This window comes from Pseudoalteromonas sp. N1230-9, from assembly GCF_032716425.1.
GTDB lineage: Bacteria > Pseudomonadota > Gammaproteobacteria > Enterobacterales > Alteromonadaceae > Pseudoalteromonas.
The window spans coordinates 1,427,312-1,452,716 of record NZ_CP090419.1 but is presented as its reverse complement, the minus strand read 5'-3'; the positions used below and the strand labels follow the sequence as shown (position 1 = coordinate 1,452,716).

General features: G+C 41.6%; 20 protein-coding genes. 14 read left to right on the top strand and 6 right to left on the bottom strand.

Features of this window, described 5'->3' with window-relative positions; translation table 11 throughout:
• Positions 1-267: 267 nt before the first annotated feature.
• Both LY624_RS06815 and LY624_RS06810 read left to right on the top strand, forming a co-directional pair.
• Positions 268-1,581, top strand: coding sequence for a Na+/H+ antiporter NhaC family protein (locus LY624_RS06815; protein ID WP_237119659.1), 1,314 nt, complete (start codon positions 268-270; stop codon positions 1,579-1,581).
• A gap of 92 nt (positions 1,582-1,673) precedes the next feature.
• Positions 1,674-2,456 carry a nucleoside-binding protein gene (locus LY624_RS06810; RefSeq protein WP_130151428.1) on the top strand — a complete coding sequence of 261 codons (783 nt, stop codon included), beginning with the start codon at positions 1,674-1,676 and terminating at the stop codon, positions 2,454-2,456.
• Positions 2,457-2,526: 70 nt separating this feature from the next.
• Here the strand turns inward: LY624_RS06810 and LY624_RS06805 are convergent, their stop codons facing one another.
• Positions 2,527-3,324, bottom strand: coding sequence for a M48 family metallopeptidase (locus tag LY624_RS06805; protein ID WP_341804158.1), 798 nt, complete (start codon positions 3,322-3,324; stop codon positions 2,527-2,529).
• Positions 3,325-3,500: 176 nt separating this feature from the next.
• On the opposite strand from LY624_RS06805, the gene LY624_RS06800 reads away from it, so the two are divergent.
• On the top strand, positions 3,501-4,709 hold the full coding sequence (locus tag LY624_RS06800; RefSeq protein ID WP_341804157.1) for a Bcr/CflA family efflux MFS transporter: 1,209 nt from the start codon (positions 3,501-3,503) through the stop codon (positions 4,707-4,709).
• A gap of 89 nt (positions 4,710-4,798) precedes the next feature.
• Here LY624_RS06800 and grpE read toward each other — a convergent pair whose 3' ends face one another.
• Entirely contained in the window at positions 4,799-5,407 is a 609-nt protein-coding gene (grpE, locus tag LY624_RS06795; RefSeq protein ID WP_062570750.1) for a nucleotide exchange factor GrpE, read from the bottom strand.
• Between the two features lie 58 nt (positions 5,408-5,465).
• Positions 5,466-6,410, bottom strand: a complete 945-nt coding sequence (locus LY624_RS06790) for an HrcA family transcriptional regulator (protein WP_237119354.1) — start codon at positions 6,408-6,410, stop codon at positions 5,466-5,468.
• Positions 6,411-6,532: 122 nt separating this feature from the next.
• Here LY624_RS06790 and nadK point away from each other — a divergent pair, with 122 nt between their 5' ends.
• From nadK to LY624_RS06770, 4 genes are all read left to right on the top strand, one after another.
• The gene (gene nadK / locus LY624_RS06785) at positions 6,533-7,417 is read left to right on the top strand and encodes an NAD(+) kinase (RefSeq protein WP_130151426.1); all 885 of its coding nucleotides are present in this window, start codon (positions 6,533-6,535) and stop codon (positions 7,415-7,417) included.
• A gap of 95 nt (positions 7,418-7,512) precedes the next feature.
• Positions 7,513-8,070, top strand: coding sequence for a hypothetical protein (locus tag LY624_RS06780; RefSeq protein ID WP_130151425.1), 558 nt, complete (start codon positions 7,513-7,515; stop codon positions 8,068-8,070).
• A 73-nt stretch (positions 8,071-8,143) separates the two neighbouring features.
• Positions 8,144-9,817 (top strand): DNA repair protein RecN, encoded by a 1,674-nt coding sequence (gene recN / locus LY624_RS06775; RefSeq protein WP_341804156.1) that lies wholly within the window; start codon positions 8,144-8,146, stop codon positions 9,815-9,817.
• 54 nt (positions 9,818-9,871) lie between these two features.
• Positions 9,872-10,270, top strand: coding sequence for a hypothetical protein (locus LY624_RS06770; RefSeq protein ID WP_341804155.1), 399 nt, complete (start codon positions 9,872-9,874; stop codon positions 10,268-10,270).
• A gap of 87 nt (positions 10,271-10,357) precedes the next feature.
• Here LY624_RS06770 and LY624_RS06765 read toward each other — a convergent pair whose 3' ends face one another.
• Both LY624_RS06765 and gltB read right to left on the bottom strand, forming a co-directional pair.
• The gene (locus tag LY624_RS06765; RefSeq protein WP_341804154.1) at positions 10,358-11,773 is read right to left on the bottom strand and encodes an FAD-dependent oxidoreductase; all 1,416 of its coding nucleotides are present in this window, start codon (positions 11,771-11,773) and stop codon (positions 10,358-10,360) included.
• An 8-nt stretch (positions 11,774-11,781) separates the two neighbouring features.
• Positions 11,782-16,239, bottom strand: coding sequence for a glutamate synthase large subunit (gltB, locus tag LY624_RS06760; RefSeq protein ID WP_341804153.1), 4,458 nt, complete (start codon positions 16,237-16,239; stop codon positions 11,782-11,784).
• Positions 16,240-16,919: 680 nt separating this feature from the next.
• Between gltB and LY624_RS06755 the strand changes: the two genes are divergently transcribed.
• The 6 genes from LY624_RS06755 (at position 16,920) to LY624_RS06730 (ending at position 24,122) form a co-directional block, all read left to right on the top strand.
• Entirely contained in the window at positions 16,920-18,173 is a 1,254-nt protein-coding gene (locus LY624_RS06755; protein WP_341804391.1) for an efflux RND transporter periplasmic adaptor subunit, read from the top strand.
• 18 nt (positions 18,174-18,191) lie between these two features.
• Positions 18,192-18,899: an ABC transporter ATP-binding protein gene (locus LY624_RS06750; protein ID WP_062570741.1), complete on the top strand. Its 708-nt coding sequence runs from the start codon at positions 18,192-18,194 to the stop codon at positions 18,897-18,899.
• Between the two features lie 2 nt (positions 18,900-18,901).
• Positions 18,902-20,215 (top strand): ABC transporter permease, encoded by a 1,314-nt coding sequence (locus LY624_RS06745; RefSeq protein ID WP_341804152.1) that lies wholly within the window; start codon positions 18,902-18,904, stop codon positions 20,213-20,215.
• 10 nt (positions 20,216-20,225) lie between these two features.
• Positions 20,226-21,431: an ABC transporter permease gene (locus tag LY624_RS06740; protein WP_130151418.1), complete on the top strand. Its 1,206-nt coding sequence runs from the start codon at positions 20,226-20,228 to the stop codon at positions 21,429-21,431.
• 79 nt (positions 21,432-21,510) lie between these two features.
• Positions 21,511-22,839, top strand: coding sequence for a sigma-54-dependent transcriptional regulator (locus LY624_RS06735; RefSeq protein ID WP_341804151.1), 1,329 nt, complete (start codon positions 21,511-21,513; stop codon positions 22,837-22,839).
• On the top strand, positions 22,839-24,122 hold the full coding sequence (locus LY624_RS06730) for a sensor histidine kinase (protein WP_341804150.1): 1,284 nt from the start codon (positions 22,839-22,841) through the stop codon (positions 24,120-24,122). Before LY624_RS06735 ends, LY624_RS06730 begins: the two co-directional genes overlap by 1 nt.
• 54 nt (positions 24,123-24,176) lie before the next feature.
• On the opposite strand, the gene LY624_RS06725 is transcribed toward LY624_RS06730, so the two are convergent.
• Positions 24,177-24,515: a Grx4 family monothiol glutaredoxin gene (locus tag LY624_RS06725; RefSeq protein WP_062570736.1), complete on the bottom strand. Its 339-nt coding sequence runs from the start codon at positions 24,513-24,515 to the stop codon at positions 24,177-24,179.
• A gap of 260 nt (positions 24,516-24,775) precedes the next feature.
• On the opposite strand from LY624_RS06725, the gene LY624_RS06720 reads away from it, so the two are divergent.
• On the top strand, positions 24,776-25,357 hold the full coding sequence (locus LY624_RS06720) for a superoxide dismutase (RefSeq protein WP_036967613.1): 582 nt from the start codon (positions 24,776-24,778) through the stop codon (positions 25,355-25,357).
• The last annotated feature ends 48 nt before the right edge of the window (positions 25,358-25,405 follow it).

The window sequence follows — 25,405 nt, the reverse complement described above, 5'->3', positions numbered from 1 at the left end:
TTAACTGGCTGGATTTTATCGAAAACTCATGTAATAGTCAGGTTAGCTTATAAAAAATACAGAGCTAATTTTAGATTTTATTGAATAACAACAATAATAACAGATAGTCTTTGCATTTAGCCATCTATACATTTAAACTTCTTCCTTTACGCCGATTTGGTCTTTGGCTTGCGGGCGCTGTTGTTGTCTTTCATTGTTTAAGACAGCGACTAAATACAGCTAAAAGAAGTGTTTGGCTGTGTTTTTGGTTATCTAACGAGGAATATGATGCAGCCATCATTTAATAAAACAAAAGCAAAACTTTCTTTGCTGCCGCTTTTGGTGTTTGTCGGCTTATTTTTAGGCGCTGGCTTATACTTACAGTCTCAAGGTGTCGATTACGCCTTCTATCAATTGCCTGCGCCTGTGGCAATTTTGCCAGCCATCATGTTGGCATTTATCTTAAATAAAAATACCATCAACCACAGTGTTGAAACCTTTATTAAAGGTGCTGGCCATAGCAACATCATCACTATGTGTTTGATTTATCTACTTGCCGGTGCATTTTCTGCGGTTGCCGGTGCAACCGGTGGTGTTGATGCCGTTGTTAATGCAGGCTTATCACTTATTCCACCGGCTTTATTACTCCCTGGGTTATTTTTAATTGCTGCGGTTGTATCGACTGCGATGGGTACTTCAATGGGTACTATTGGAGCCATTGGCCCGATTGCTTATGCAGTTGCGCAAAAAACGGGGATTGATCCATCACTGATGGCAGGCACGATTGTATCGGGTGCCATGTTTGGTGATAACTTATCAATCATCTCTGACACAACCATTGCTGCAACCCGCACGCAAGGCTGTGAGATGAAAGATAAATTCCGTGAGAACTTAAAAATCGCCTTACCCGCTGCGGCATTAACTATTGGTTTGTTATTCTTCTTAACCCCTGCTGCAGAAGCGGTAGAGACGCAAGACTTCGATATTTTATTAGTGTTACCTTATGCCTTTATCTTAGTGCTCGCGGTAATGGGCTTTAATGTCTTTGTGGTGCTGTTTAGCGGTATTATTTTCGCTGCACTCATGGGCTTTACTGGCAGCTATGAAGGTGCAAGCTTTGTTAAAGATATCTATAAAGGCTTTACTGACATGCAGGAAATTTTCTTGCTGTCGATGTTTATCGGTGGTCTTTCTGAGTTTATCCGCATTAATGGTGGCCTTGATTACATTGCTAACAAAATTCAAGCAATCACTAAAATCATTGCAAAATGGCACCGTAAAGTTGCGGATCAATTAGGGATTGCAGCACTGGTTATGACCAGTAACTTATGTATCGCTAATAATACCGTGTCTATTATAGTTGCAGGCCCGATTGCTAAAAAATTAGCGGATGATGGTGAAATTACAGGAAAGCGTTCAGCAAGCTTACTTGATATTTTTGCTTGCGTAACGCAAGGTTCATTACCGTATGGCGCACAAGCGCTTTTACTCGGCGCGACTTTCAAAATTAGCCCGTGGGAAGTTTCTACCTCTTCTTACTACTGCTTTATTCTTGCTTTCACTGCGATAGCAGTAATTTGCTTACGCCGAAATAAAGCATAAGTTAAATAATTTTTCTCTCGATACGCCCAAATATGGGCGTATCTGCTATAATTATGTCTTTATATCCCCCTTTACACCATCAATATTGAGATATGAACTTGAAAAAGATCCTTTCTGTTGCTGCGCTTTGTGCAGTGAGTACTTCGAGCTATGCCGCTAATTGGAGCTCTACACAATTACACATTAATAACGGCGATCAAAAAAACCCGTTCACACTAGCCGAATCAAATACCACTGTGGTATCGCTACAGCATGCATCAGGCTATGACTATGGCGATAACTTCTTTTTTATCGACTACAGTGATGATGGCTTACAAGACGGCTATCAAGATAAAGATTTTTATGGTGAGTGGTATTCAACCTTCAGTTTATCAAAAATCTCAGGTAGTGATTTCTCATATGGCGCAATCAGTGATATGGGTTTAACGGCAGGTTTTAACGCTGCTGGCGACTCGAAAGTTCTTAAGTATTTACCCGGTGTAAAACTTAGCTGGCAAGCACCTGGGTTTAGTTTTTTATCGACTTTATTCACAGCGTATATTGATGACAGCGAAGGTGTAGCACGTGGTGGTGCTCCGACTGAAACAAACAGCTGGATGATTGATGTTGCTTGGGGCTACCCATTCACTATCGGCTCACAAAAATTCAACGTAACGGGCCATGTTGAATACATTGCAGAGCGTGAAAATGAATTTGGCGAAGACGTTAAAGCGTGGATATTAGCACAGCCAATCATCACGTGGGATTTAGGTCATGCAATGAGCATGAAAGAAAACACCCTACTGCTGGGCCTTGAGTGGCAATACTGGCACAACAAGCTAGGTACAAATACAACTGAATCAGTCCCGCAGCTTCACGTTGAGTGGACGTTTTAATTAACTAGCAATTATAGAATAACAAAAGCCTGCTGTTATCATTCACAGCAGGCTTTTTTAATTATTTCGATTAAAGTTTACACTGAGGAGTTTTGCCTTTTGCTCTAGCCGTTTGTTGGGCTTTTAACGCATCTGGCATATGTTTTTGCAACTCTTTAATACGGTTACCAGGAGATGGGTGAGTCGACATAAACTCTGGTGTACCACTGCCACCTGCTGCACTCATGTTTTGCCATAAAGATACCGACTGCTCAGGATTAAAGCCCGCTTCTGCCATTAAATCTAAACCAACAATATCCGCCTCTGATTCATGTGAGCGACTAAATGGTAGTACCACACCGTATTGCGCTCCTAACCCTAAGGCTTGCATGATTTCACCTCGATACTGCACATTACCCATATCAAGTGCTGCGCCACCGACTTGCAGGCCCGTTTGTAAAAGAGAGTTTTGCGATACACGTTCATTTGAGTGCTCAGCGATAACATGCGCGACTTCGTGGCCAAGTACCGTCGCTAATTGTTCTTGATTAGTTGCGACTTTTAATAAACCGGTATGCACACCTATGTAACCCCCTGGTAATGCAAATGCATTTGCAGAGTCCTCTTCAAATACAACCACCTCCCATGACTGGTTAGCATATTCTTGAGGTAGCACCGCAATTACATCATTGGCAATACATTTCACGTAGTTATTTACACGAGGATCGGAGTTAATCGGCTGTGTTTTTTTCATTTCTGCAAAGCTTGCTTGACCCATTTGACTCATTTGCTGGTCTGAATAAAGTGCAATTTGCGTACGTCCCGTTGGAGATGTTTTACAGCCTGCTAAAATAGTCGTAACGAGCACTGCCATAACTAACTTTTTCATACTAATCCTTCAAAATACTGAGAGTGGTGATAGCTAAATATACCAAAACCTTGCTTAATTTTATATGAAAATGAATAACTACCAAGGCAATTGTTATTTTTTAGTTAATTCTTTTACTTAGCAGGCAAACTAAGTTCACCCCTGCGTGCGACGCTGCTACAATAGTGACCTATTAAATGATTAATGAGTATGCAATGCCTTCCCCTGACTCGATAAATAAACGCATTTTATTACCTTTACTCGCAAGTATTGTTGCTATTACACCACTGGCGATTGATTTGTATTTACCTGCAATGCTTGTAATTGCTAACGATTTACAGACCACGATGCCAAACGTGCAGATATCTCTAAGTATCTATTTGGCAGGCTATGCTTTAGGTATGTTATTTTTTGGGCCTATTGCAGATGAGTTAGGCAGGCGGCTACTTGCAAAAGTGGGGTTAGTGCTATTTGGAATAACATCATTGGCCTTAGCTTTTTGTGATGATATTGAGTTATTTTGGACGCTCAGAGCCATACAAGCATTTACAGGTGCAGCTGCAACAGTGGTTGTTCCTGGTATTATTCGCCATATCTACCGTGAGCATACAGCCAAAGGTATGTCGTATGTTTCAATGATCATGATGGTTGCACCACTCATTGCACCAACCTTGGGTTCTTTGATCATGGGAATTTCAACATGGCAAGTGATATTTATTGCTTTAGCATCATACAGCTTTGCGATTTTAGCCTTAGTACAAATATACTTAATAGATATCCCTATTTTTAAAAGTCAACAACGTGGTTTTGCACTATTTTTTAATAGTTATAAAACCGTGTTTTCACGTAAAAGTGCATTAGCAGATATTGCCAGCTCAATGTTTGCTTCGTTTGCGTTCTTCTGCTTTTTAACATCAGTGCCTTATGTCTACCTCGACTTTTTTAAAGTTGATGAGCAGCTATTCGGTGTGTTGTTTGCGTTTAATGTCTTGGCATTAATGTTTGGTAACTTTATGAATACTCGTTTGGTACCACGCTTAGGTTCTAGAAAGCTGTTATTTATCGGCCTTGGTATTGGTTTTGTTTCTGGTGGGGCATTGCTGTTATTCAGTGTGATGCATTTATCACTTTACTTTATCGTTGCGGCAATAGCGCCACTAATGATGAGTTTAGGTATTGTAGCAAGTAATGCAGACTCGTTAATATTGATGCAATTTGAGGAAAAGTCAGGTACGGCAACGGCGGTTATTGGTACACTTCGATTTGGCAGTGGTGCTTTAGTCGGCCCTATCCTTGCGTTTGTTCATCCACAAAGTGCCATTCCATTTTCTGCGATGATGTTCAGTGCACTGATACTTATCTTACTCGTACAGCTGTGGCACAGAAAACGATACCAATCGACTTAAATATTTAATCATCCTAGCAGCTAAATGGTAGGTAACTTACCAAAAAAAATGCCTGTGATTAACAGGCATTTTTTATATATTTTTAAAGCTTATTCAGCTTCTTTGGATACCATTACCATCGCAGGGCGAAGTAAACGACCGTTTAGTGTGTAACCTTTTTGCATCACAGCTAATACCGTATTAGGTGCTACATCGTTACTTGGCTGAATTGACATTGCTTGGTGGAACTCTGGGTTAAACTGCTCGCCCTGTGGGTTTACAATTTCAACACCAAACTTAGCAACTGCGTCATTAAAGCTCTTAACGGTCATCTCAATGCCTTCAAGTACAGGCTTAAGCTCTTCATTTTCTTTATCAGAAAATTCAATTGCACGCTCTAAGTTATCAATCACAGGTAGTAACTCATTAGCGAACTTCTCTAGTGCAAATTTATGCGCTTTTTCTACATCTTGAGCAGCGCGACGACGCATGTTCTCAACGTCTGCGGCAGCACGTACAACACTGTCTTTTTGATCATTAATAGTCTGTTTTGCAGCTTCAAGTTCACTATGCAGTAATGCAATTTCTGCTTCAGGGCTCATTTCTTCGCCTTCCATTTGCTCTGCTGCTTCTACAGCTGCATCAACGTCCGCTTGCATCTGTTCAAATTCTTCGTTTAATTCAACTTCTTGCTCTGGTGATTTTGTCTGCTCTGACATAGCTTAAATGCTCCAATTCTTTACAACTGCGGTAATTATGGGGATAGAATCAAAAGATTCAAGAGGCACGTGACCCGATTGACTTAAATTCTTGGATGATTGCTTCAATTTGTGCTGATTTTGGACAAATAACACAAAATCTACTTTGATATTGTTGGTTGTTAAAGTACGGCACACTCAATACCATTAACTCATCACAATCAGTGAAAGGTAATTGCTCGGTATTTAATACCGATAAGCCATTTCTAAACGCCAGCTTATCTTCAACATAGTTCAAAAACGAGACCCCGATATTTAAGCTCGTTTGGCAATCAACTTGACGATATAAATAATTTTCCCCAACCACTATGCTGTTATCAGAACCGAGCTTCTGACTCAACTCTCGTGTCCACTGCGTTAAAGAATCATGGCAATTGTGGGGAGCGGTATTAGCCATCGCTTGCATACGATACAAACCTTCCATAAGCGTTTGTTGACTAAACACCGTATTCAACCAAGTAGCAAACTGATAGCGAACCGTATCGCTGGCATCTTGTGGTTTAGAAATGCATATATTGTTACTTTGTCCTGCACGGTCTATTAGTAGAATAAGCCAATTAGAGCCGTCAAAATCTAACACTTCAACTCGAAACACTAACTGCGAACTTACCTGAGGTAAGCCAACACAACAACATACCTTGTAACGCTGACTTAAACCATGTGCAAGCTCAACTAATTGAGCTTGTTCAGGCTGCCAATAAGCTGCCACTTCTGACAATGCAAAAAACTCCGACAACCAGTAATCGAAGCCCGCATTCGTTGGCACCCGCCCTGCCGATGTGTGAGGAGAATAAAGTAACCCTTCTTTTTCAAGTCTCGACATTGCATTTCGTATCGTCGCAGAACACACTGCCATGCCTTTTTGTTTTGCAATGCGCGTAGATGCTACCGGTTGGCCTTCACCATTACAGTAGAGGCTCATCACAGCTGAAAAAATTTGTTGGTCTCGAGGGTTTAATTTCATAAATTCATACATCTTATCTCTTGCAAGTTAATATCTGGGCATAGCATGTTTATTTCAAGGTATTTTCAAAGCTTTAATTTTTAATGTACTCTATCTGCATGACATCGCTAAGTGCACACAATATGGATTCACCGTTCAAAACCATCGGCTTAATCGGCAAGCCCAACCACTCAGGTGCGGCCAACACATTACAACGTCTTCATACTTTTTTGCTCGCATTAGGTTTTGAAGTCCTTGTTGAACAACGTACTGGAAGGCAACTTGAAGATGTGCCCAGTGAGCAATTAGTAAAGCTAGTCGATTTAGGCGAACGTGCGGATTTAGCCATTGTAGTAGGTGGTGATGGAAATATGCTGGGTGCGGCAAGAGTTTTAGCACGCTTTGATGTTGCTGTTATTGGCGTTAACCGTGGCAATTTAGGCTTTCTAACAGACCTCAACCCAGAAGGCTTTGAAGCCAGCTTAGAACACGTTCTTAGTGGGCAATATATTGAAGAAAAACGCTTTCTGCTAGAAGTAGAGGTGTATCGCCACGCTGAGTTAAAAAGCGCAAATTCAGCCGTAAACGAAGCGGTGCTTCATGCTGATAAAGTCGCTCATATGATCGAGTTTGAGGCCTTTATTAATAACGATTTCGTTTTTTCACAGCGTTCAGATGGTTTAATAGTCTCAACACCCACAGGCTCAACAGCTTATTCATTATCTGGCGGTGGGCCAATTTTAACCCCTGAGCTGAACGCAATATCACTTGTGCCTATGTTTCCTCATACTCTTTCAAGTCGCCCTTTAGTTGTTGATGCCGATAACGAAGTTCGCCTGAAACTGAGCCTTGAAAACACCGACAGTTTACAAGTTAGTTGTGACAGTCATGTGGTGCTGGCAGTATTACCTGGTGATGAAGTGGTGATAAAAAAAGCTGATAAACGTTTACGGCTAATCCACCCTAAAGACTATTCTTACTACAATGTTCTGAGAAAAAAACTGAATTGGGGAAGTCGGTTATTTTAAAACACATTTTTTGCTTTAAATAATTGCCAAGTCAAAGTGATTAGCGCAAAATATTCAGACTTAAAGCTGTAATTATTTAAGGAATCTAATCCGAAATGGGCTATATCGTTTTTCTTGCTCTACTGTTGCTGATCACCTTGCTAGGTTGTTACTGGATCATCGAAAGTAATCGTCAAAAAGCAATCGAAGCAGAAAAAAAGCGCTTCAATCAACGCGTAAAAGAAATCAACAATGACTTCAAAATCAAGTTAATTGAATTTAGTGAAGCCAAGCTCATTCGCCCTAAAAATATAGGCAGCTTACACCAAATAACGAGTAACTATTTCGTCGTGCAAGCACATAATGAAGAAAATTTAAATCAACTCGAATATATCAGTGATTTATTTATCAATACGGTCATTGCAGAGGCAAGTCGCTTACAAAGTGAAGCTGAACACGACCAACTTGCAGACCGTTTGCAATATTTTATGGCGCAACTGCCTCGTAATGGTATCGAGTTTAATAAAACCTTTTATCAAGAAACATTCCCTTCATTGGTTGAGACTATCAAGTTCTACCCTTCTATCGAATCAATTGATGATCACCAGCAAAGTATTGCCCCCCAAGAGATTGAAGATTTAAACCAACAAGAACAGCTCACAGAATTAACCTAAAATACAAATTTAGTTTGCAAAACCCAAAAACACTGTATAAATTAACAGTTAATTAGCTGGATGGATAAACAGTATGTTAATTGGGTTAGAAATTAAAAACTTTGCCATTGTAAGTAGTTTAAGTACGGAATGGCATCATGGTATGACAGCCATTACCGGTGAAACAGGTGCCGGTAAATCAATTGCAATAGATGCACTCTCATTGTGTTTAGGTGAACGAGCCGATGCAACAGCCGTTCGCCCTGGCACTGACCGTGCAGAAATTTGTGCGCAGTTTGATATTTCAACGCTTCCTTTAGCGCAGCAATTCTTAGAGCATCATTTGTTATCGAATGCTGAAGGCGAATGTCTGTTACGTCGTGTGATTTGCAAAAATGGTCGTAGTAAAAGCTACATCAATGGCAGCACAGTGACTGCTGCACAACTCAAAGAGCTTGGCCAGTACTTAATATCGATTCATGGCCAACATGCCCACCAGCATCTATTAAAATCTGATCATCAACTGCATTTACTCGATGCGTATGCTGGTCACACGACATTGCTTGCTGATGTTAAAGAGCGCTATAAAGCTTACCAAGCATTATTAAAAGAGTTTAATCATCTTGAGCAACAACAACAGCAGCAAGCTGCGCAAAAGCAGTTACTCGAGTATCAAGTTGCCGAATTAGATGAGTTTGCTTTACTACCTGGTGAGTTTGAAGAAATAGAAGTCGAGCATCACAAATTAAGCCACAGCCAAACTATTTTAGAATCATGCCAACGTGAATTGCAGCATTTATATGAAGCTGATGAGCAAAGTGCATGCTCACTGCTACAACACAGTGCCCAGCAATTTACTGAACTTGCAGGGTATGATGAGAACCTCTCGGGTATCGCCACGCTTTTAAATGAAGCTGCAGTGCAAGTCGAAGAAGCTAGCCGAGAGATCCGTGGTTATGTTGACATGACAGATCTAGACCCTGCCCGTTTAGACGATGTAGAAACTCGCTTAACTGGCATCATGGACTTGGCGCGTAAGCATCACATTAAACCTGAAGAACTTGTTGAGTTCCATCAATCAATCGCAGAAGAATTAGCATCAATTAGCTATAACAGCGACCGCCTTGGCGCACTTGAAAGCGAAATTAGCGACGCGCTTGAACAATACAGGCAAGCGGCTCAATTATTAAGTGAAAGTCGCCATCGTTACGCTGATACGCTTAATCAGCTAATTAGCGATAGCATGGTTAATCTATCAATGGAAAATGGCAAGTTTGCGATTGATATACAACAAACACCCGACAAAGCACCTAGCGCAATGGGTTTTGACACAGTCTCGTTTTTGGTATCGACTAACCCTGGTCAACCTTTACAAGCTCTATCAAAAGTTGCATCCGGTGGTGAGTTATCGCGTATTAGCTTAGCTATTCAAGTTATTATTGCAGAGCGCGTGACCACACCAACTTTAATTTTTGATGAAGTGGATGTGGGTATTTCAGGCCCGACAGCATCCGCCGTAGGAAAGCTGCTGCGCCAACTTGGGAAATCAACTCAAGTTATATGCGTTACACATTTACCTCAAGTTGCCAGCTCTGGGCATCAACAGTTTTTTGTTGCCAAAGAAATTGCTCATGGCGAAACCTTTACACAAATGAATACACTCTCAAAAGATGGCCGTATAGACGAAATTGCACGTCTACTTGGGGGCGATAATATTAGCAAAACAGCAAGAGCAAATGCGAAAGAGTTAATAAGCGCACATGCATAATTTTTTAAGAGAAGTAATGGGCGCTTAAGCGCTCATAAATTGGACATTAAAATAATGATATTTCGCAAATTAGCTTTATTTGTGACAGCTTCAATAGCGATGACATCAACCCCAGTAAGTGCATCACAATCTGTGGATACAGCAAGCCCTTTTATATCTGTTTGGCTGTATTTAGTCGAAGCATTAGTGATTGCTTTGCCTATTGTTGCTTTACTTTTACTGGTATTTAGTCGCTGGAAACACTTAAGATTTAAATTACAGCTACAATCTGTTCTAAATGTGTCTGCTTTTTTGATGATCGCATTGGGTGGTATTTTAGGCTACTTTAGCCAAGCCTTATCGACCATTATTTGGTTGTTTATAGGTAGCCACCTTATTGTAGTTGGTACAGCCTATTTACTCCTAAAACGTCATAAAATGAAAGTAAGGAATGCCTTGATTGGATGTTGGTAATGACCAATAGCGTAATAAATAAAACAACTAGCCTAAAGTAAAAAAGCAAGCTGAGTGCTTGCTTTTTTACTAACCAAGAGAGTCTAATTAAACCTCTAGGTAATCCATAATACCTTCAGCAGCATTACGGCCTTCAAATATGGCAGTCACGACTAAGTCTGAGCCTCGTACGATGTCACCACCAGCAAATATTTTCGGATTGGTTGTTTGATGCGTAAACTCACCTTTTTCTGGCGCATTAATGCCGCCCCAATGGTTTATTTCAACACCATAAGGTTCTAACCAGTCCATTTTATGAGGTTTAAAACCAAACGCCATGAGCACTTTGGTGGCTTCAATAACATGTTCAGAACCGGCAACCTCTTCAGCACGACGACGACCATTTTCATCCGGCTCACCAAGTTGTGTTTTCACCATTTTAACACCAGCGACTTTACCATGCTCGTCTACAACAATACCTTTAGGTTGAACGTTAAAAGTAAACTCAACGCCCTCTTCACGGGCATTTTTAACTTCGCGTTTTGAACCTGGCATATTTTCTTCATCACGACGATACGCACAGGTTACTTTCGTTGCGCCTTGACGGATTGATGTTCTAACACAGTCCATTGCAGTATCACCGCCACCAAGCACGACTACTTTTTCGTTAGCCATATCAATGTAGGCTTGCTTATCCTCAGCATAACCCATAACACGATTTGTGTTACCGATTAAGAAAGGCAATGCATCAAACACACCATCGGCGTCTTCGTTTTCAAGCCCTGCCCGCATACTTTGATAAGTACCAACACCTAAGAATACGGCATCATATTCTGCCAATATTTCATCAAGGGTAATATCAACACCCACTTCAGTATTTAGCTTAAACTCAACACCCATTTCAGTGAAAATTTCGCGACGCTTTTGCATCACTTCTTTTTCAAGTTTGAATGAAGGAATACCAAATGTAAGTAAACCACCAATTTCAGGGTGACGATCAAACACCACAGGTTTTACACCGTTACGTACTAAAATATCTGCACAACCTAAGCCTGCTGGGCCTGCACCAATGATAGCCACTTTTTTGTCAGACCAAACAACATACGACATATCTGGTTTCCAGCCCATCTTAAAGGCCGTATCAGTGATGTACTTTTCGATATTACCGATAGTAACAGCACCAAATTCTTCATCAAGTGTGCATGAGCCCTCACATAAGCGGTCTTGTGGACAAACTCGGCCACACACCTCCGGTAAACTATTGGTTCGATGAGAAAGCTCAGCTGCTTCTAAAATACGACCGGTACGAATTAACTTTAACCACTGTGGAATATAGTTATGAACTGGACATTTCCATTCACAATATGGGTTACCACAATCTAAACAACGGTCCGCTTGTGAGTTAACTTGTGTTTCAGAAAACGGCTCGTATATTTCTACGAAAGATTGTTTACGTGCAGAAATTGGCTTTTTGCGCGGATCTACACGTTGTACATCGATAAACTGGTATACATTTTCGCTCATACTACCCCCTACTGAGCCTGAACACGAAGCTCTGCGCTGCTGCGCGCTCGGTGTCCGAGTAAACTTTTTACATCACTAGATTTTGGCTTGACCAATTTAAACATCGGCATGTATAAATCAAAGTTAGCTAAAATCTGCTCAGCGCGGTTTGAGCCAGTCAACTCTAGATGCTCAGCAATTAGACCACGTAAATGTTCTTGGTGAGATGCTAAACCCTCAAGCGTAACGATTTCAACAAGCTCTGGGTTAATGCGTTTTTCAAAGTCTTTGCCTTCATCAAGAATATAGGCAAAGCCACCTGTCATGCCCGCACCAAAGTTGATACCCACTTTGCCAAGTACGCAAACCACACCGCCTGTCATATATTCACAGCCGTTATCACCCACGCCTTCTACAACCGCTTGCACACCTGAGTTACGAACAGCAAAACGTTCACCTGCAGAGCCAGCAGCAAATAACTTACCGCCTGTTGCTCCATATAAACAGGTATTACCTGCAATCGTGGCCTTATGGCTTTCAAACGATGAACCGAGCGGCGGACGAATTACCAGCTTACCGCCAGCCATGCCCTTACCAACATAGTCATTGGCATCGCCAACTAGGGTCATTTCAAGACCACCGGCATTCCATACACCGAATGATTGACCCGCGGTACCATGAAGCTCAATAGAAACAGGATCAGCAGCCATGCCTTGGTTGCCATGTTTTGAGGCTATATAGCCTGATAACATCGCGCCCACAGAACGGTCGGTATTACAAATACGGCTTACCAATGAGGTGCCCGATTTTTCGTCAATTGCTTGTTTTGCTTTTTCAAGCAAGGTTTCATTTAGCTGACCTAAGTAGTGTGAGCTATTTGGCACACTACAATACAGGGTTTCACCTGTTGGGTTGTTTGGCACAGCAATCACAGACGACAAATCCACTTTCTTTTGTTTCTCTGTCTTGCCTTCAATCGCTTCAAGTAAATCCAAACGACCAATTAAATCAGTTAAGCGTGTTACACCTAAACTTGCCATGATTTGACGTGCTTCTTGGGCAATAAACTTGAAGTAGTTCATCGCCATTTCTGGCAGGCCATGATAATGCTTTTGACGCAGTGTATCGTCTTGCGTTGCAACACCGGTCGCACAGTTGTTTAAATGACAAATACGCAGATATTTACAACCTAATGCCACCATAGGACCCGTACCAAAGCCAAAGCTTTCAGCACCTAAAATAGCTGCTTTAATGATGTCTAGGCCTGTTTTAAGTCCGCCATCAGTTTGTAAGCGAATACGGTGACGTAAACCATTTTCTACTAGCGCTTGTTGAGTTTCAGCAAGGCCAAGCTCCCAAGGGCTACCTGCATATTTCACCGAAGTAAGTGGGCTTGCACCTGTACCACCGTCATACCCCGCAATGGTAATTAAATCGGCATACGCTTTGGCAACACCCGTTGCAATCGTCCCAACCCCTGGTTCAGACACTAGTTTCACCGAAATCAGTGCGTCTGGGTTGACTTGTTTTAAATCGAAAATAAGCTGGGCTAAATCTTCAATCGAGTAAATATCGTGATGCGGCGGTGGCGAAATCAATGTCACACCTGGCACTGAGTAACGTAACTTTGCAATATACGGCGTTACTTTTTCTCCCGGTAATTGACCACCCTCGCCTGGTTTTGCACCTTGAGCAACTTTAATCTGAATTACATCAGCGCTACGTAAGTAATGTGGTGTTACACCAAAACGACCTGAAGCAACTTGCTTAATACGAGAATTTTTCTCTGTGCCGTAACGAAGTTTATCTTCACCACCTTCACCAGAGTTTGAACAACCACCTAAACGATTCATCGCAATCGCTAGCGCTTCATGCGCTTCTGGCGATAGCGCACCAATACTCATTGCTGCTGAGTCAAAACGCTTGTATAGCTCAGTTGCAGGTTCCACGTCATCAATACTAATACCTGCATCTGGCACTTTTACTGCCAACATGTCACGTAAGTTGGTGATCGGGCGATTATTTACTAAATCAGCATAGGCAACATAATCACTGTACTCACCAGAGCGCACTGCTTTTTGTAGTGTTTGAATAACATCTGGGTTATACGCGTGATACTCACCACCGTGAACATATTTTAGTAAGCCGCCATGACTTAATAATTTACGTTTACTAAATGCCAACTTATGAAGCTTACGTTGATCGTCATCAAAATCAGTAAAACACGCCCCTTTAATGCGACTTGCCACACCATTAAAACAGGTTTCGACGATAGCCTCAGACAAACCAACGGCTTCAAATAACATTGAGCAGCGATAAGATGCAACAGTGCTAATACCCATTTTCGACATGATTTTATAAAGACCCTTGTTTATCGCATTACGATACGCAAGCGTTACTTCGCAATAAGTCTTATTGATCACCTTGCTATCACTCATAGCAACCAGTGACTCATAAGCAAGGTACGGATAAATAGCCGTCGCGCCAAAACCAAGTAATACAGCGAATTGATGCGCATCGCGAACACTACCTGATTCAATGATAATGTTTGATTCACAGCGCAAATTATTATCAACTAAACGTTTTTGAATAGAGCCTACCGCCATCGCAGCAGGAATAGGCAACTGTGTTTCGCTGAAGTTACGGTCGCTTAACACTAACATCACACAACCAGCAGCTGCTTTCTCTTGCGCTTCGTCACAAATACGTGTGATGGCGCTTTCAAGCCCTTCTTCTACTGTGTAAGTGATATCAATTTTGCAGTAGCTGTAATATTTATCATCAGCATTAAGTAACTGCTGCATATCTGCATACATCAGGATTGGTGTATCAAACTGCAAACGCTTAGCGTGACCTGTGGTTTCGTTAAATACGTTTTGCTCACTGCCTATACAGGTAGCTAATGACATAACGTGATTTTCACGAAGTGGATCAATCGGTGGATTCGTTACTTGCGCAAACTTTTGTCTGAAGTAATCAAATAACGAGCGATGACCTTCTGAAAGTACGGCAAATGGTGTGTCATCACCCATTGAGCCTGTCGCTTCTTGACCATTTTCACCCATCACACGAATAACACTATCAAGCTCTTCGTTGGTGAAACCAAACATCTTTTGATATTTAAGCAATGTTTCGTCATCAAATGAACGATTACCCGCATCTTTTTCAGAGAGCTGCTCGAACGGTGTTAAACGCTTAACATTTGCTTCGAGCCATGCTTTGTATGGGTGACGTGATTTAAGGTCCTGGTCAATTTCATCTGAATGCCAAATTTTACCTTGATGAGTATCAATAACTAACAGCTCACCAGGGCCAACACGACCTTTTTCAACGACTTCGTCTGGTGCATAGTCCCAAATCCCCACTTCTGAGGCGAGTGTTATAAAACCATCTTGGGTGATCACATAACGCGCTGGGCGTAAGCCGTTACGGTCAAGGTTACAGGCTGCAAAACGGCCATCAGACATAACAATACCAGCAGGGCCATCCCATGGTTCCATATGCATTGAGTTAAAGTCGTAGAATGCACGTAGGTCTTCATCCATAGCACGGTTTTTTTGCCATGCTGGCGGCACAAGCATACGCATTGCACGGAATAAATCCATGCCACCCGCTAAGAACAGCTCAAGCATATTGTCTAAGCTTGAAGAGTCAGAACCGCTTTCATTTACGAACGGCGCAGCTGATTGCAAATCAGGGATAAGTGGTGAGGCAAACTTATACGCACGGGCACGGGCCCACTGGCGGTTACCTTGAATGGTATTAATCTCACCATTGTGTGCTAAATAACGGAATGGCTGCGCTAATGGCCAACGAGGTTGTGTATTAGTAGAAAAACGTTGATGGAATACACAAATCGCACTGGTCATGCGAATGTCAGCTAAATCTAAATAAAAGTTAGGTAAGTCAACAGGCATCATCAAGCCTTTATAGACGGTTACCAAACCAGATAAGCTGGCAATATAAAAATGTTCATCGTTTTCAAGGCGCTTTTCAACACGACGACGCGCAACGTATAAACGGCGCTCTAAATCTTTTGGACGCCAGCCTTCTGGGGCGCTAACAAAAATTTGTTCAAAGCCTGGTAGTTGTTTTTTTGCAATTGGCCCTAAACATGACGCATCGGTCGGTACTACGCGCCAGCCTTGAATGCTCAAGGTTTCTTTTTCGAGTTCTTCACTCAACACATCTTTAGCTGTTTGCGCAAGTACAGGATCGGCATTCAAAAATACCATGCCTACGGCGTAGTTCTTTCCTAGATGCCAGTCATGTTCGCTAGCAATAGCACGAAAGAAACTATCGGGTTTTTGCATTAATAAACCACAACCATCACCGGTTTTACCATCGGCAGAAATACCGCCACGGTGCTCCATGCGATCAAGCCCTGTGATTGCTGTTCGGATCAAGCGGTGACTCGCTTGCCCATTGACTTGGGCTATCAAGCCAAAGCCACAATTATCTTTTTCTAATTTTGAGTCGTATAACATAGACCCCTCCCCTTGCTACAACGACCAGCCCTTTAGTCTCTTGTGACAGGGCTAGCAGACGAACAAAACTATCGCCAAATAATCTCTGAGTCAATAGAGTTTTGAATACATATTCATATTCATGAATATTTCTCATTTAAATGCACTTAGTAAATTCTATGCTAATTTTTTACATTTAGACGTATTTTCACCGTTATTTTTTTATGACACTGGTGTCATATTTAACAACTTGTAAAAGAAAAATTTCAAAAACCACTCTTTACGTTAACGTAAACTGACACCTGAAATGAATAAATATTCACTTTTTGAATGATAATGCAGAATTTAGATACCACCTACTCACATAAACCAGACTCGCTGGACACTTGCTGTAACTCTTTAGATAGCTATTTACGCTTACCCTCCTAAAAGCTTGCTCTTTACGCGCACGTAAACCCACTTATTAAAAAGTGTCCGCTGCGGACACTTTTTCTGTCCGCGGACATTGAAACAACATCAACAAAACAAATAACCCCTTATAAATCAAAAAAATAAAAGTTGGCATGTTGTTGGTATATAAGATCACATCAGCAGATTTAAGGACAGGACATGTTCACTTTTAGTTTATTTATTGCATCGCCACTCACCATGCTAGTAGTGGGTTTCATGATTATGTTAGTTGAAAACATTAAGGAACTATGATGATAAAAGATACCAGTGCTCAGGATATCTCGGTGACAAAGAGGAATAACTTTGCAAAACCAGTTGCACTAATTATCGGTGTATTATTAATTGGCTCGGTTGGTATAGGCAGTATTTTTGCGGACACCGAAGGCAGTATTTCCGTTGAAAAAGCAAGCCTACAAATCAGCAAAGTAACTCAGCAACCTCTCATTAGAGATGTCGCCGCAAGTGGCAAAATCGTTGCTGCAAATGCGCCCAAAGTATACAGCCCTGAACGCGGCTTTGTGGATTTAAAAGTAAAAGCAGGTGACAGCGTAAAAAAAGATGACATCATCGCAATTGTAAAAAGCCCTGAGCTAACAAATGAGCTAAAACAGCAACAATCTGTACTTGCAAGGCTTGATGGTGAGCTTCAACGCAAGCAACTTGAAGCACGTAGACAAAAACTAAGCTTAACGAAAGCGCTCGACCTTGCTCAGGTCGAACTTAATGCTGCTGACCGTGAAAACCGTCGTGCCCAATTATCTATAAAGAAAAACTTAATAAGCCAAATTGATTTAGAAAAAGCAGTCGATGATTTAGCAAGAGCAAAACTTTCTTATAAACATGCTGAGCAAGAGGTTGCGCTTGCTAAAGATACCCTTGCCTTTGAGTTAAAAGCCGCAGAGCGAGATCTAGCAAGACAGCAGCTTATCGTTGATGATTTATTTCGCCAAGTAAATGACCTAACTATCATAGCCAGTGTGAGCGGCATCGTGGGGAATTTACTTGTTCAACAAAAAGAGGCCGTAACTCAAAGTCAGCCATTAATGACTTTGGTGGACTTAAGTAACTTTGAAGCCGAGCTTCAAGTGCCAGAAAGTTATGCCAATGAATTAGGTTTAGGGATGCAAGTCGAACTAACGCTCGGTGCTCGTCATGTGACGGGAACATTGTCAGCAATATCACCGGAAGTAAACAACCGTGAAGTGACAACACGAGTGCGATTTGATGATGAACTGGTTGGAATTCGCCAAAATCAGCGTCTCACAGCCCGCATTCTCTTAGAAAATCGCGACAATGTTTTACAAGTAAAGCGCGGCGCCTTTTTACAACAAGGTGGGACGCGTGCTTATCGAATCGATGGTGATATGGCTTACTTAATCGATATTAAAACAGGCGCTAGCAGCATTAACGCTGTGGAGCTCTTAGAAGGCGTTCAAGCTGGCGATCAATTAATCATCTCTAACTACGACCGTTATAAACAAGCACCGGTACTCGTTTTACGTTAACAACAAGGAATTATAATTATGCTTAAAATGAATAACATCAATAAAGTGTATCAAACTGAAATGGTACAAACTCATGCACTTCGTGATTTTAACCTACAAGTAGATGAGGGTGAATTTATTGCAGTGACAGGCCCAAGCGGCTCAGGTAAAACCACTTTTTTAAACATTGCAGGAATGCTAGAGCCATTTAATGAGGGCCAATATCTATTAGACGGTATTGATGTCGGTAAACTCAATGACAATCAGCGTGCCGACCTTCGTAATCAAAAAATAGGTTTTATTTTCCAAGGTTTCAACCTCATCCCTGACTTGAACCTATACGAAAATATTGAAGTACCACTTCGTTACCGTGGAATTAAAGCTGCCGAGCGTAAACGTCGAATTGAGCAATGTTTAGAGCAAGTTGGTCTAGCATCACGTGCTAAACATCTCCCTCAACAGCTATCTGGCGGACAACAGCAACGTGTAGCTATTGCTAGAGCCCTTGCTGGTGAACCTCGTTTTTTACTTGCCGATGAGCCAACGGGTAACCTTGATAGCTTAATGGCTCGCCAAGTAATGGAATTGCTTGAACAAATAAATCGTGATGGCGCAACTATTGTGATGGTTACTCACGATCCTGAACTTGCTCGCAGAGCACCTCGAAACATTCAGGTCGTTGATGGTCAACTCGCAGACCTAACCTTGTATCAAGGCACTCAAAACTTAAAAGCTGCAGGGGTGTAGTCATGTTCCTTCATTATTTAGATTTAAGCTGGCGTAGCTTTAAGCGCACGCCATTAGTGAGCTTTTTAATGGTGCTAGCCATTGCTATTGGTATTGGTGTCACGATGACAAGCCTATCTGTTTATCACATGATGTCGGCGGATCCGATCCCTGAAAAAAGCAGCCAACTTTACAGCGTACAGCTTCAAATTATGGATGATGGCAGCACTTGGTGGACTAAGGACAACCTACCCTTACAATTGACCTACCAAGACGCTGTGAATTTGAATAAAGCGGATGCAGGTGGCAAACGTGTCACTATGGTACGCACTGGCTTTTCGGTTTATTTAGACTCAGACAAAATAAAACCTTTTATTGGCCAAGCTCGCCTCACTACACCTGACTTTTTCGATATGTTTAATTTGTCATTTCTATATGGAGGTGTTTGGAGCGAGCAACAAGAGGCAAATGCTGCACCCGTTGTCGTGATCAGCAAAGAACTGAATGACAAATTATTTGCTGGCGAAAATTCGATTGGAAAAATTATCTACCTTGACGATGCCAGTTACGAGGTGGTGGGTGTTATTGATGATTGGGATATTACAACTAAGTATTACGATTTAAATAACGGCTCATTCAATAAAACAGAGCAACTATTCCTCCCTTTTAGCCTTATGAAAGCGCGTCAGCTAGAAAACTGGGGTAACACAAATGGATGGAAACACGAAAAAACCAATACATTCAACGATAAGTTAAATTCAGAGTTAGTGTGGCTACAATTTTGGGTTGAACTTAAAACGCCTGAGGAAAAACAGGCTTACCAAGATTTCTTGATGGCTTACATGCAAGAACAACAAAAGCTAGGTCGCTTCAATCGTGAGCAACTAGAGGCCAAACTACGGGACGTGAATGAGTGGATGCAGTACAACAATGTAGTCAGTGAAGATAATGAGATTCTTGTTGGTCTTAGCTTTATGTTTTTGGCTGTATGCCTTGCGAACATTCTTGGTTTACTGCTTGCTAAATTTTTACGAAGAGCTTCTGAGGTGGGTGTACGAAGAGCCCTTGGCGCGAGTAAACGACAAATTTTTTACCAGCACATCGTCGAAGTAGCCATGCTAGGGTTTTTAGGCGGCATTTTTGGGATCATTCTTGCTCAAGTTGGCCTTTTAGGTGTGCGCCAAAGTTATACCTATTATAAAAGCCTAGCAACCATGGATTTAAGCATGCTCTTGAGTGCTCCTGTTATAGCCATTAGTACTTGTGTTATTGCTGGACTTTACCCTGCTTGGCTGGTGTGCAAAACCAACCCTGCTATTTACCTGAAGAGCCAATAAGGAAAGTAACATGTTTGAAATTAAACCTATTTTTAACGCCTTATGCCGCTCAAAGGTTGGCGCAGTCTTATTACTTATACAAATTGCCATTACCACAGCAATTGTCAGTAATGCTGCATTTATTATCCAAGACAGAATTAGCTATTTAAGCCAAGAAACCGGCTACCCTGAAGAAGATATCTTGGTATTTCATGTAATGATGTTTGGTCAAGACGTATCACTGTCTCAACAGTATGAACTTGATGAAGCCATGCTTCGCCAAATACCTGGCGTAGTCGATGCTGCGTATTCAAGTAATACACCGCTTTCAGGCAGTGGCTCATCGTCTGACTTTAGCTTGAAGCCAGCGCCTGAAGAGAGTAAATCAGCCCGTACTTCTTACATGTTTATCGATGAACATGGCATCAATACTTATGGTGTGAAACTCATTGCTGGGCGCAACTACACCGAAGACGAAGTGATTGTCACTGACAATTACGATGAGCTTTCAAAAGTAACCGTTGTCACTAAAACTCTACTCGATGAGCTGTTCCCTGATGGCAACGGCCTAGGGCAAACCATTTATTTCGGTGATATCCCAATGAAAATCATCGGCGTGATTGATTTAATGAAAGGCCCATGGCTTAAAGATAGTCGCCCTGATAATGTCGCATTGCTCCCTTTTATTAAAGCCGGTAGTAATGCACGATTTGTAGTAAGAACTGAACCAGGTCAACGTCAATCTGTAATGAACCGAGTTGAAGAGGCTATGTTAAAAAACTACAACAAACGTGTTATTTCTCGCATTCGTGGCCTTGATGAAGACAAAGAGCAATATATGGCAGAAGATACATTAATGATGCGTATGCTGATTGTACTTATTACTATCTTAGTCTTGGTGACTGCCCTGGGTATTTTTGGCCTGACGCTGTTCAATATTAGCAAGCGTACAAAACAAATCGGTACTCGCCGTGCATTAGGTGCAAGAAAATCTGCCATCATCAGCTACTTCTTAGTTGAAAACGCCATGATTTGTAGTGTTGGTTTAGTCATTGGCATCATTGCTGCTGTTTATTTAGGGCAGCTACTTATGCAGCATTTTTCTATTGCACAACTAGAGATTAGTTATGTACTTGGTACTGCTTTGTGTGTGTTTGTTATGAGCTTATTGGCTGTACTTGCTCCAGCAAAACGTGCGGCGAACATCTCACCTAGCATTGCAACCCGAACAATTTAGTTCTCCCAACCTATGCTACACTGGATTAACAGTGTAGCATTTACCTTGCACCTGATTAGGAAAAAACTAAAACAATAATATGGAAAAAATACTTATCGTTGATGACAACCCTGCTATCTTAGATGCGTTGTCATTATTGCTCGAAATTCATAATTTTGAGGTTGTTACAGCAAGCAACCCTTTTGAGGCAACTCAGGCTGTACAGTACCAGCGTATTGCACTTGTTATTCAAGACATGAACTTTACCGCCGACACAACCTCAGGCGAAGAAGGCAAAGAACTCTTTTATGCCTTACGAGAGATTAATCCTCATTTACCGATCATTTTAATCACCGCTTGGACAGAGCTTTCAACGGCCGTTGAACTCGTCAAAGCAGGTGCTGCAGATTATTTACCAAAACCATGGGACGATACAAAGCTGCTTACCTGTGTAAATAATCTGATAGAACTGGGTAAGGCAAAACAACAAAACGAAACCTTTGCCCGCCACCAGCAAGAACGTGAAGCATCTGTGCATAATGCCAATTTAGTTGGCTTAGTTTATAAAAGTACGGCCATGGAGCATATTGTCAATCTTGCTATTCAGGTTGCTAAGTCGGATATTTCAGTTTTGATCACAGGCCCTAACGGCAGTGGTAAAGAGCGGATTGCACAAATAATTCAAGCCAATTCATTATTAACGGATGCACCTTTTATCACTGTAAATGCAGGAGCCCTACCAAGCGAGCTTATTGAAGCTGAGCTATTTGGTGCAGAAGCTGGCGCCTATACCGGCATTACTAAACAACGTATTGGTCGTTTTGAAGCAGCCGACGGTGGCACCTTATTTTTAGACGAAATTGGTAACTTGCCGCTATCGGGGCAAATGAAACTATTACGCATTTTACAAACCGGCGAATTTGAACGTTTAGGTTCAACACAAACCCGTAAAGTGAATGTTAGGGTTATTTCAGCAACCAATGAAGATTTAAGCCACGCCATTAAAACAGGTCAATTTCGTGAAGACCTCTACTACCGCTTAAATGTAATTGAGTTAAATTTACCACGTTTAGCTGATCGCCCAGATGACATTTTAGCCTTGGTTGCACACTTTTTACCTGAGCGCACGCTGTCACTTAGCACTGAAAAAGCCCTTCTCGCCCATAGCTGGCCTGGTAATGTGCGTGAACTTGAAAACGCTTGTAAGCGTGCTGCGGTATTAAAACCAACGGGCATCATTGAACTTGCCGATTTTGGCTTACAAGTTGAAAAAGAAAATACCGTAAAGAGCAAAGCGGAGCCAACAAAACAAGACATTGAACTAGCGATGCGAGACTACCAAGGCGTAATTGCTAAGGTAGCACGCCATTTTGGTCTTAGCAGACAGGCTCTGTACCGTAGACTTGATAAATTTAAGATTGAATATTGATGCTCCGCTATAAAATTATTGCTTTATGCATTATGGCAGCGGTTCTACCGCTACTGGCCACTAGCTACTTTTTGGCTATACCTTGTGCAAATATAGTACTGGCTTCTTTACTTTGTGCTTTTATATCAGGCTTTCTTGCTTATAAGTTGAGTGCGCCACTGGTCAATGGCATGGCCGCCCTTGAAACTGGCTTACTGAATTTTAAAGATGGCGAACTTGCTTCATTACTTGCATATAACGGCAAGGACGAATTAGGCAATTTATGCCACCTTTATAATCAAACCGCCAAACAACTTCGCCAAGAAAAGCAATGGATTTACCAACGCGAATTAATGCTCGATAAAGTATTACAAAGCTCGCCGCAAGCGGTACTGCTCGTAAACGATCAAGACTTTATTGTATACAGCAACCACAGCGCACGCAGCCTATTTGAAAAACAATCAGCACTTGAAGGTTTAACACTTAAAAGCTTGCTTACGCACAGCTCTGAGCAACTTACACGCGCCGTCAACAAAGGTATTGATGGGTTATTCACTTTAGATAGAGCTGAGCAAGAATCACAAACTTGGCATATGGCTACCGGCCGATTATTACTAAACAACCAATTTCACCAACTACTTGTCTTTAAGCAGTTAACGAGAGAGCTCAGTCGTCAAGAGGTCGAAGTGTGGAAAAAGGTCATCCGCATTATTAGCCATGAACTTAATAACTCGCTTGGTCCTATGTCATCCATGCTACATAGTGCTCAACTACTCACTAAAGAAGTTGATGAGCCACGTTTAAAACGAGTGTTTACAACAATAGAAGATCGTATCAAGCACTTAAATGAATTTGTACAAGGTTATGGTAAATTTGCCAAACTGCCCACCCCGCAATTAATCACAATAAATTGGACTAACTTAATTGAGCAATTAAAAAATCAGTGGCAGGTCAATGTGACTCTTAATGATGATGTATCAACTCAGGCCGATCATACACAACTGGAACAACTGCTGATAAATCTGTTAAAAAATGCCCATGAGTCAGGCTCAAACCCAGAAGATGTCAGTTTAACGGTACAACAAGAAACAAGCGGCACCCACATCACAGTAAGCGATAAAGGCAAAGGCATGAGTGAAGCCGTAATGGCAAATGCACTTATTCCCTTTTACTCAACCAAAGCAACAGGCAGCGGCCTTGGTTTGGCACTTTGCAGAGAAATAGTAGAGGCACACCACGGGCAAATAAGCTTACACAACCGTGAGCAAGGTGGTTTGAGTGTGCATGTTTTGCTGCCTGCTTAATAAAATTGCTATAAAAAAAGCCGCAATTGCGGCTTCTTTCTACACTAAATACGGTTATTCAGCGTCTTCTTCTTTGTACTTTGCAGCAGTTTCTGCAATCAGTGGTTGTAATTCACCACGCTGAAACATCTCAATGATAATATCACAACCACCGATAAGCTCACCTTCAACCCAAAGCTGTGGGAAGGTTGGCCAGTTAGCGTATGCAGGTAACTCTGCACGGATATCAGGGTTTAGTAAGATGTCGACGTAAGCAAACGGTTCACCACACGACATTAATGCTTGTGATGCTTGAGAAGAAAAACCACAGTTAGGTAATTTTGGTGATCCTTTCATATACAAAAGGATTGGATTTTCAGAAATTTGCTGTTTAATTTTATCGATGGTTTCCATTTACAACCTCAAAATACATTGGCTTACTACATTGGCCTTGAAAAAGATTCACTGTGGCCTCAGATATATTACTTAGAATGGCAAACACAGCCACAATTTTAAATAGTCGTAGCAAGAGCATTGCTGTTTGCTAAAACTTGAGTAAAATACTCAACAATTATAGTAACACTATAATACCACTTGGTATAGGTAAGTACGCTGTTTAGCTTGCTATTACCTATAACTAGGTGGACTATCAACCAAGAAGATGGAGATAAAAAATGGCATTTGAACTACCGTCACTACCATACGCAATCGATGCATTAGAGCCACATATTTCAAAGGAAACTCTAGAGTTTCACCACGGTAAACACCACAACACGTATGTTGTAAAATTAAATGGCCTGATCCCAGGCACAGAATTCGAAAATAAATCTCTAGAAGAAATCGTATGTTCTTCAGAAGGTGGTGTATTTAACAATGCTGCACAAATCTGGAACCACACTTTCTACTGGAACAGCCTATCTCCAAACGGTGGTGGTGAGCCTACTGGCGCTATCGCTGATGCTATCAACGCTAAATGGGGTTCTTTCGAAGCATTCAAAGATGCATTAAACGACAAAGCTGTAAACAACTTTGGTTCAAGCTGGACTTGGTTAGTTAAACTAGCTGACGGCACACTTGATATCGTAAACACATCAAATGCTGCAACTCCGTTAACTGATGAAGGTGTAACACCAATCCTTACTGTGGATCTGTGGGAACACGCTTATTACATCGATTACCGTAACGTTCGTCCAGATTACTTAAAAGGTTTCTGGGCATTAGTTAACTGGGACTTCGCGAACGCTAACTTCGCTTAATCTTCTGTTACTAACAGTAATCAAAAAAAGGCGCTTCGGCGTCTTTTT

Excerpts from the sequence above, each read along its gene's own strand:
- LY624_RS06815 (WP_237119659.1), top strand. The coding sequence starts at position 268 with ATGCAGCCATCATTTAATAAAACAAAAGCAAAACTTTCTTTGCTGCCG.
- LY624_RS06810 (WP_130151428.1), top strand. The coding sequence starts at position 1,674 with ATGAACTTGAAAAAGATCCTTTCTGTTGCTGCGCTTTGTGCAGTGAGT.
- LY624_RS06805 (WP_341804158.1), bottom strand. The coding sequence starts at position 3,324 with ATGAAAAAGTTAGTTATGGCAGTGCTCGTTACGACTATTTTAGCAGGC.
- LY624_RS06800 (WP_341804157.1), top strand. The coding sequence starts at position 3,501 with ATGATTAATGAGTATGCAATGCCTTCCCCTGACTCGATAAATAAACGC.
- grpE (WP_062570750.1), bottom strand. The coding sequence starts at position 5,407 with ATGTCAGAGCAGACAAAATCACCAGAGCAAGAAGTTGAATTAAACGAA.
- LY624_RS06790 (WP_237119354.1), bottom strand. The coding sequence starts at position 6,410 with ATGAAATTAAACCCTCGAGACCAACAAATTTTTTCAGCTGTGATGAGC.
- nadK (WP_130151426.1), top strand. The coding sequence starts at position 6,533 with ATGGATTCACCGTTCAAAACCATCGGCTTAATCGGCAAGCCCAACCAC.
- LY624_RS06780 (WP_130151425.1), top strand. The coding sequence starts at position 7,513 with ATGGGCTATATCGTTTTTCTTGCTCTACTGTTGCTGATCACCTTGCTA.
- recN (WP_341804156.1), top strand. The coding sequence starts at position 8,144 with ATGTTAATTGGGTTAGAAATTAAAAACTTTGCCATTGTAAGTAGTTTA.
- LY624_RS06770 (WP_341804155.1), top strand. The coding sequence starts at position 9,872 with ATGATATTTCGCAAATTAGCTTTATTTGTGACAGCTTCAATAGCGATG.
- LY624_RS06765 (WP_341804154.1), bottom strand. The coding sequence starts at position 11,773 with ATGAGCGAAAATGTATACCAGTTTATCGATGTACAACGTGTAGATCCG.
- gltB (WP_341804153.1), bottom strand. The coding sequence starts at position 16,239 with ATGTTATACGACTCAAAATTAGAAAAAGATAATTGTGGCTTTGGCTTG.
- LY624_RS06755 (WP_341804391.1), top strand. The coding sequence starts at position 16,920 with ATGATAAAAGATACCAGTGCTCAGGATATCTCGGTGACAAAGAGGAAT.
- LY624_RS06750 (WP_062570741.1), top strand. The coding sequence starts at position 18,192 with ATGCTTAAAATGAATAACATCAATAAAGTGTATCAAACTGAAATGGTA.
- LY624_RS06745 (WP_341804152.1), top strand. The coding sequence starts at position 18,902 with ATGTTCCTTCATTATTTAGATTTAAGCTGGCGTAGCTTTAAGCGCACG.
- LY624_RS06740 (WP_130151418.1), top strand. The coding sequence starts at position 20,226 with ATGTTTGAAATTAAACCTATTTTTAACGCCTTATGCCGCTCAAAGGTT.
- LY624_RS06735 (WP_341804151.1), top strand. The coding sequence starts at position 21,511 with ATGGAAAAAATACTTATCGTTGATGACAACCCTGCTATCTTAGATGCG.
- LY624_RS06730 (WP_341804150.1), top strand. The coding sequence starts at position 22,839 with ATGCTCCGCTATAAAATTATTGCTTTATGCATTATGGCAGCGGTTCTA.
- LY624_RS06725 (WP_062570736.1), bottom strand. The coding sequence starts at position 24,515 with ATGGAAACCATCGATAAAATTAAACAGCAAATTTCTGAAAATCCAATC.
- LY624_RS06720 (WP_036967613.1), top strand. The coding sequence starts at position 24,776 with ATGGCATTTGAACTACCGTCACTACCATACGCAATCGATGCATTAGAG.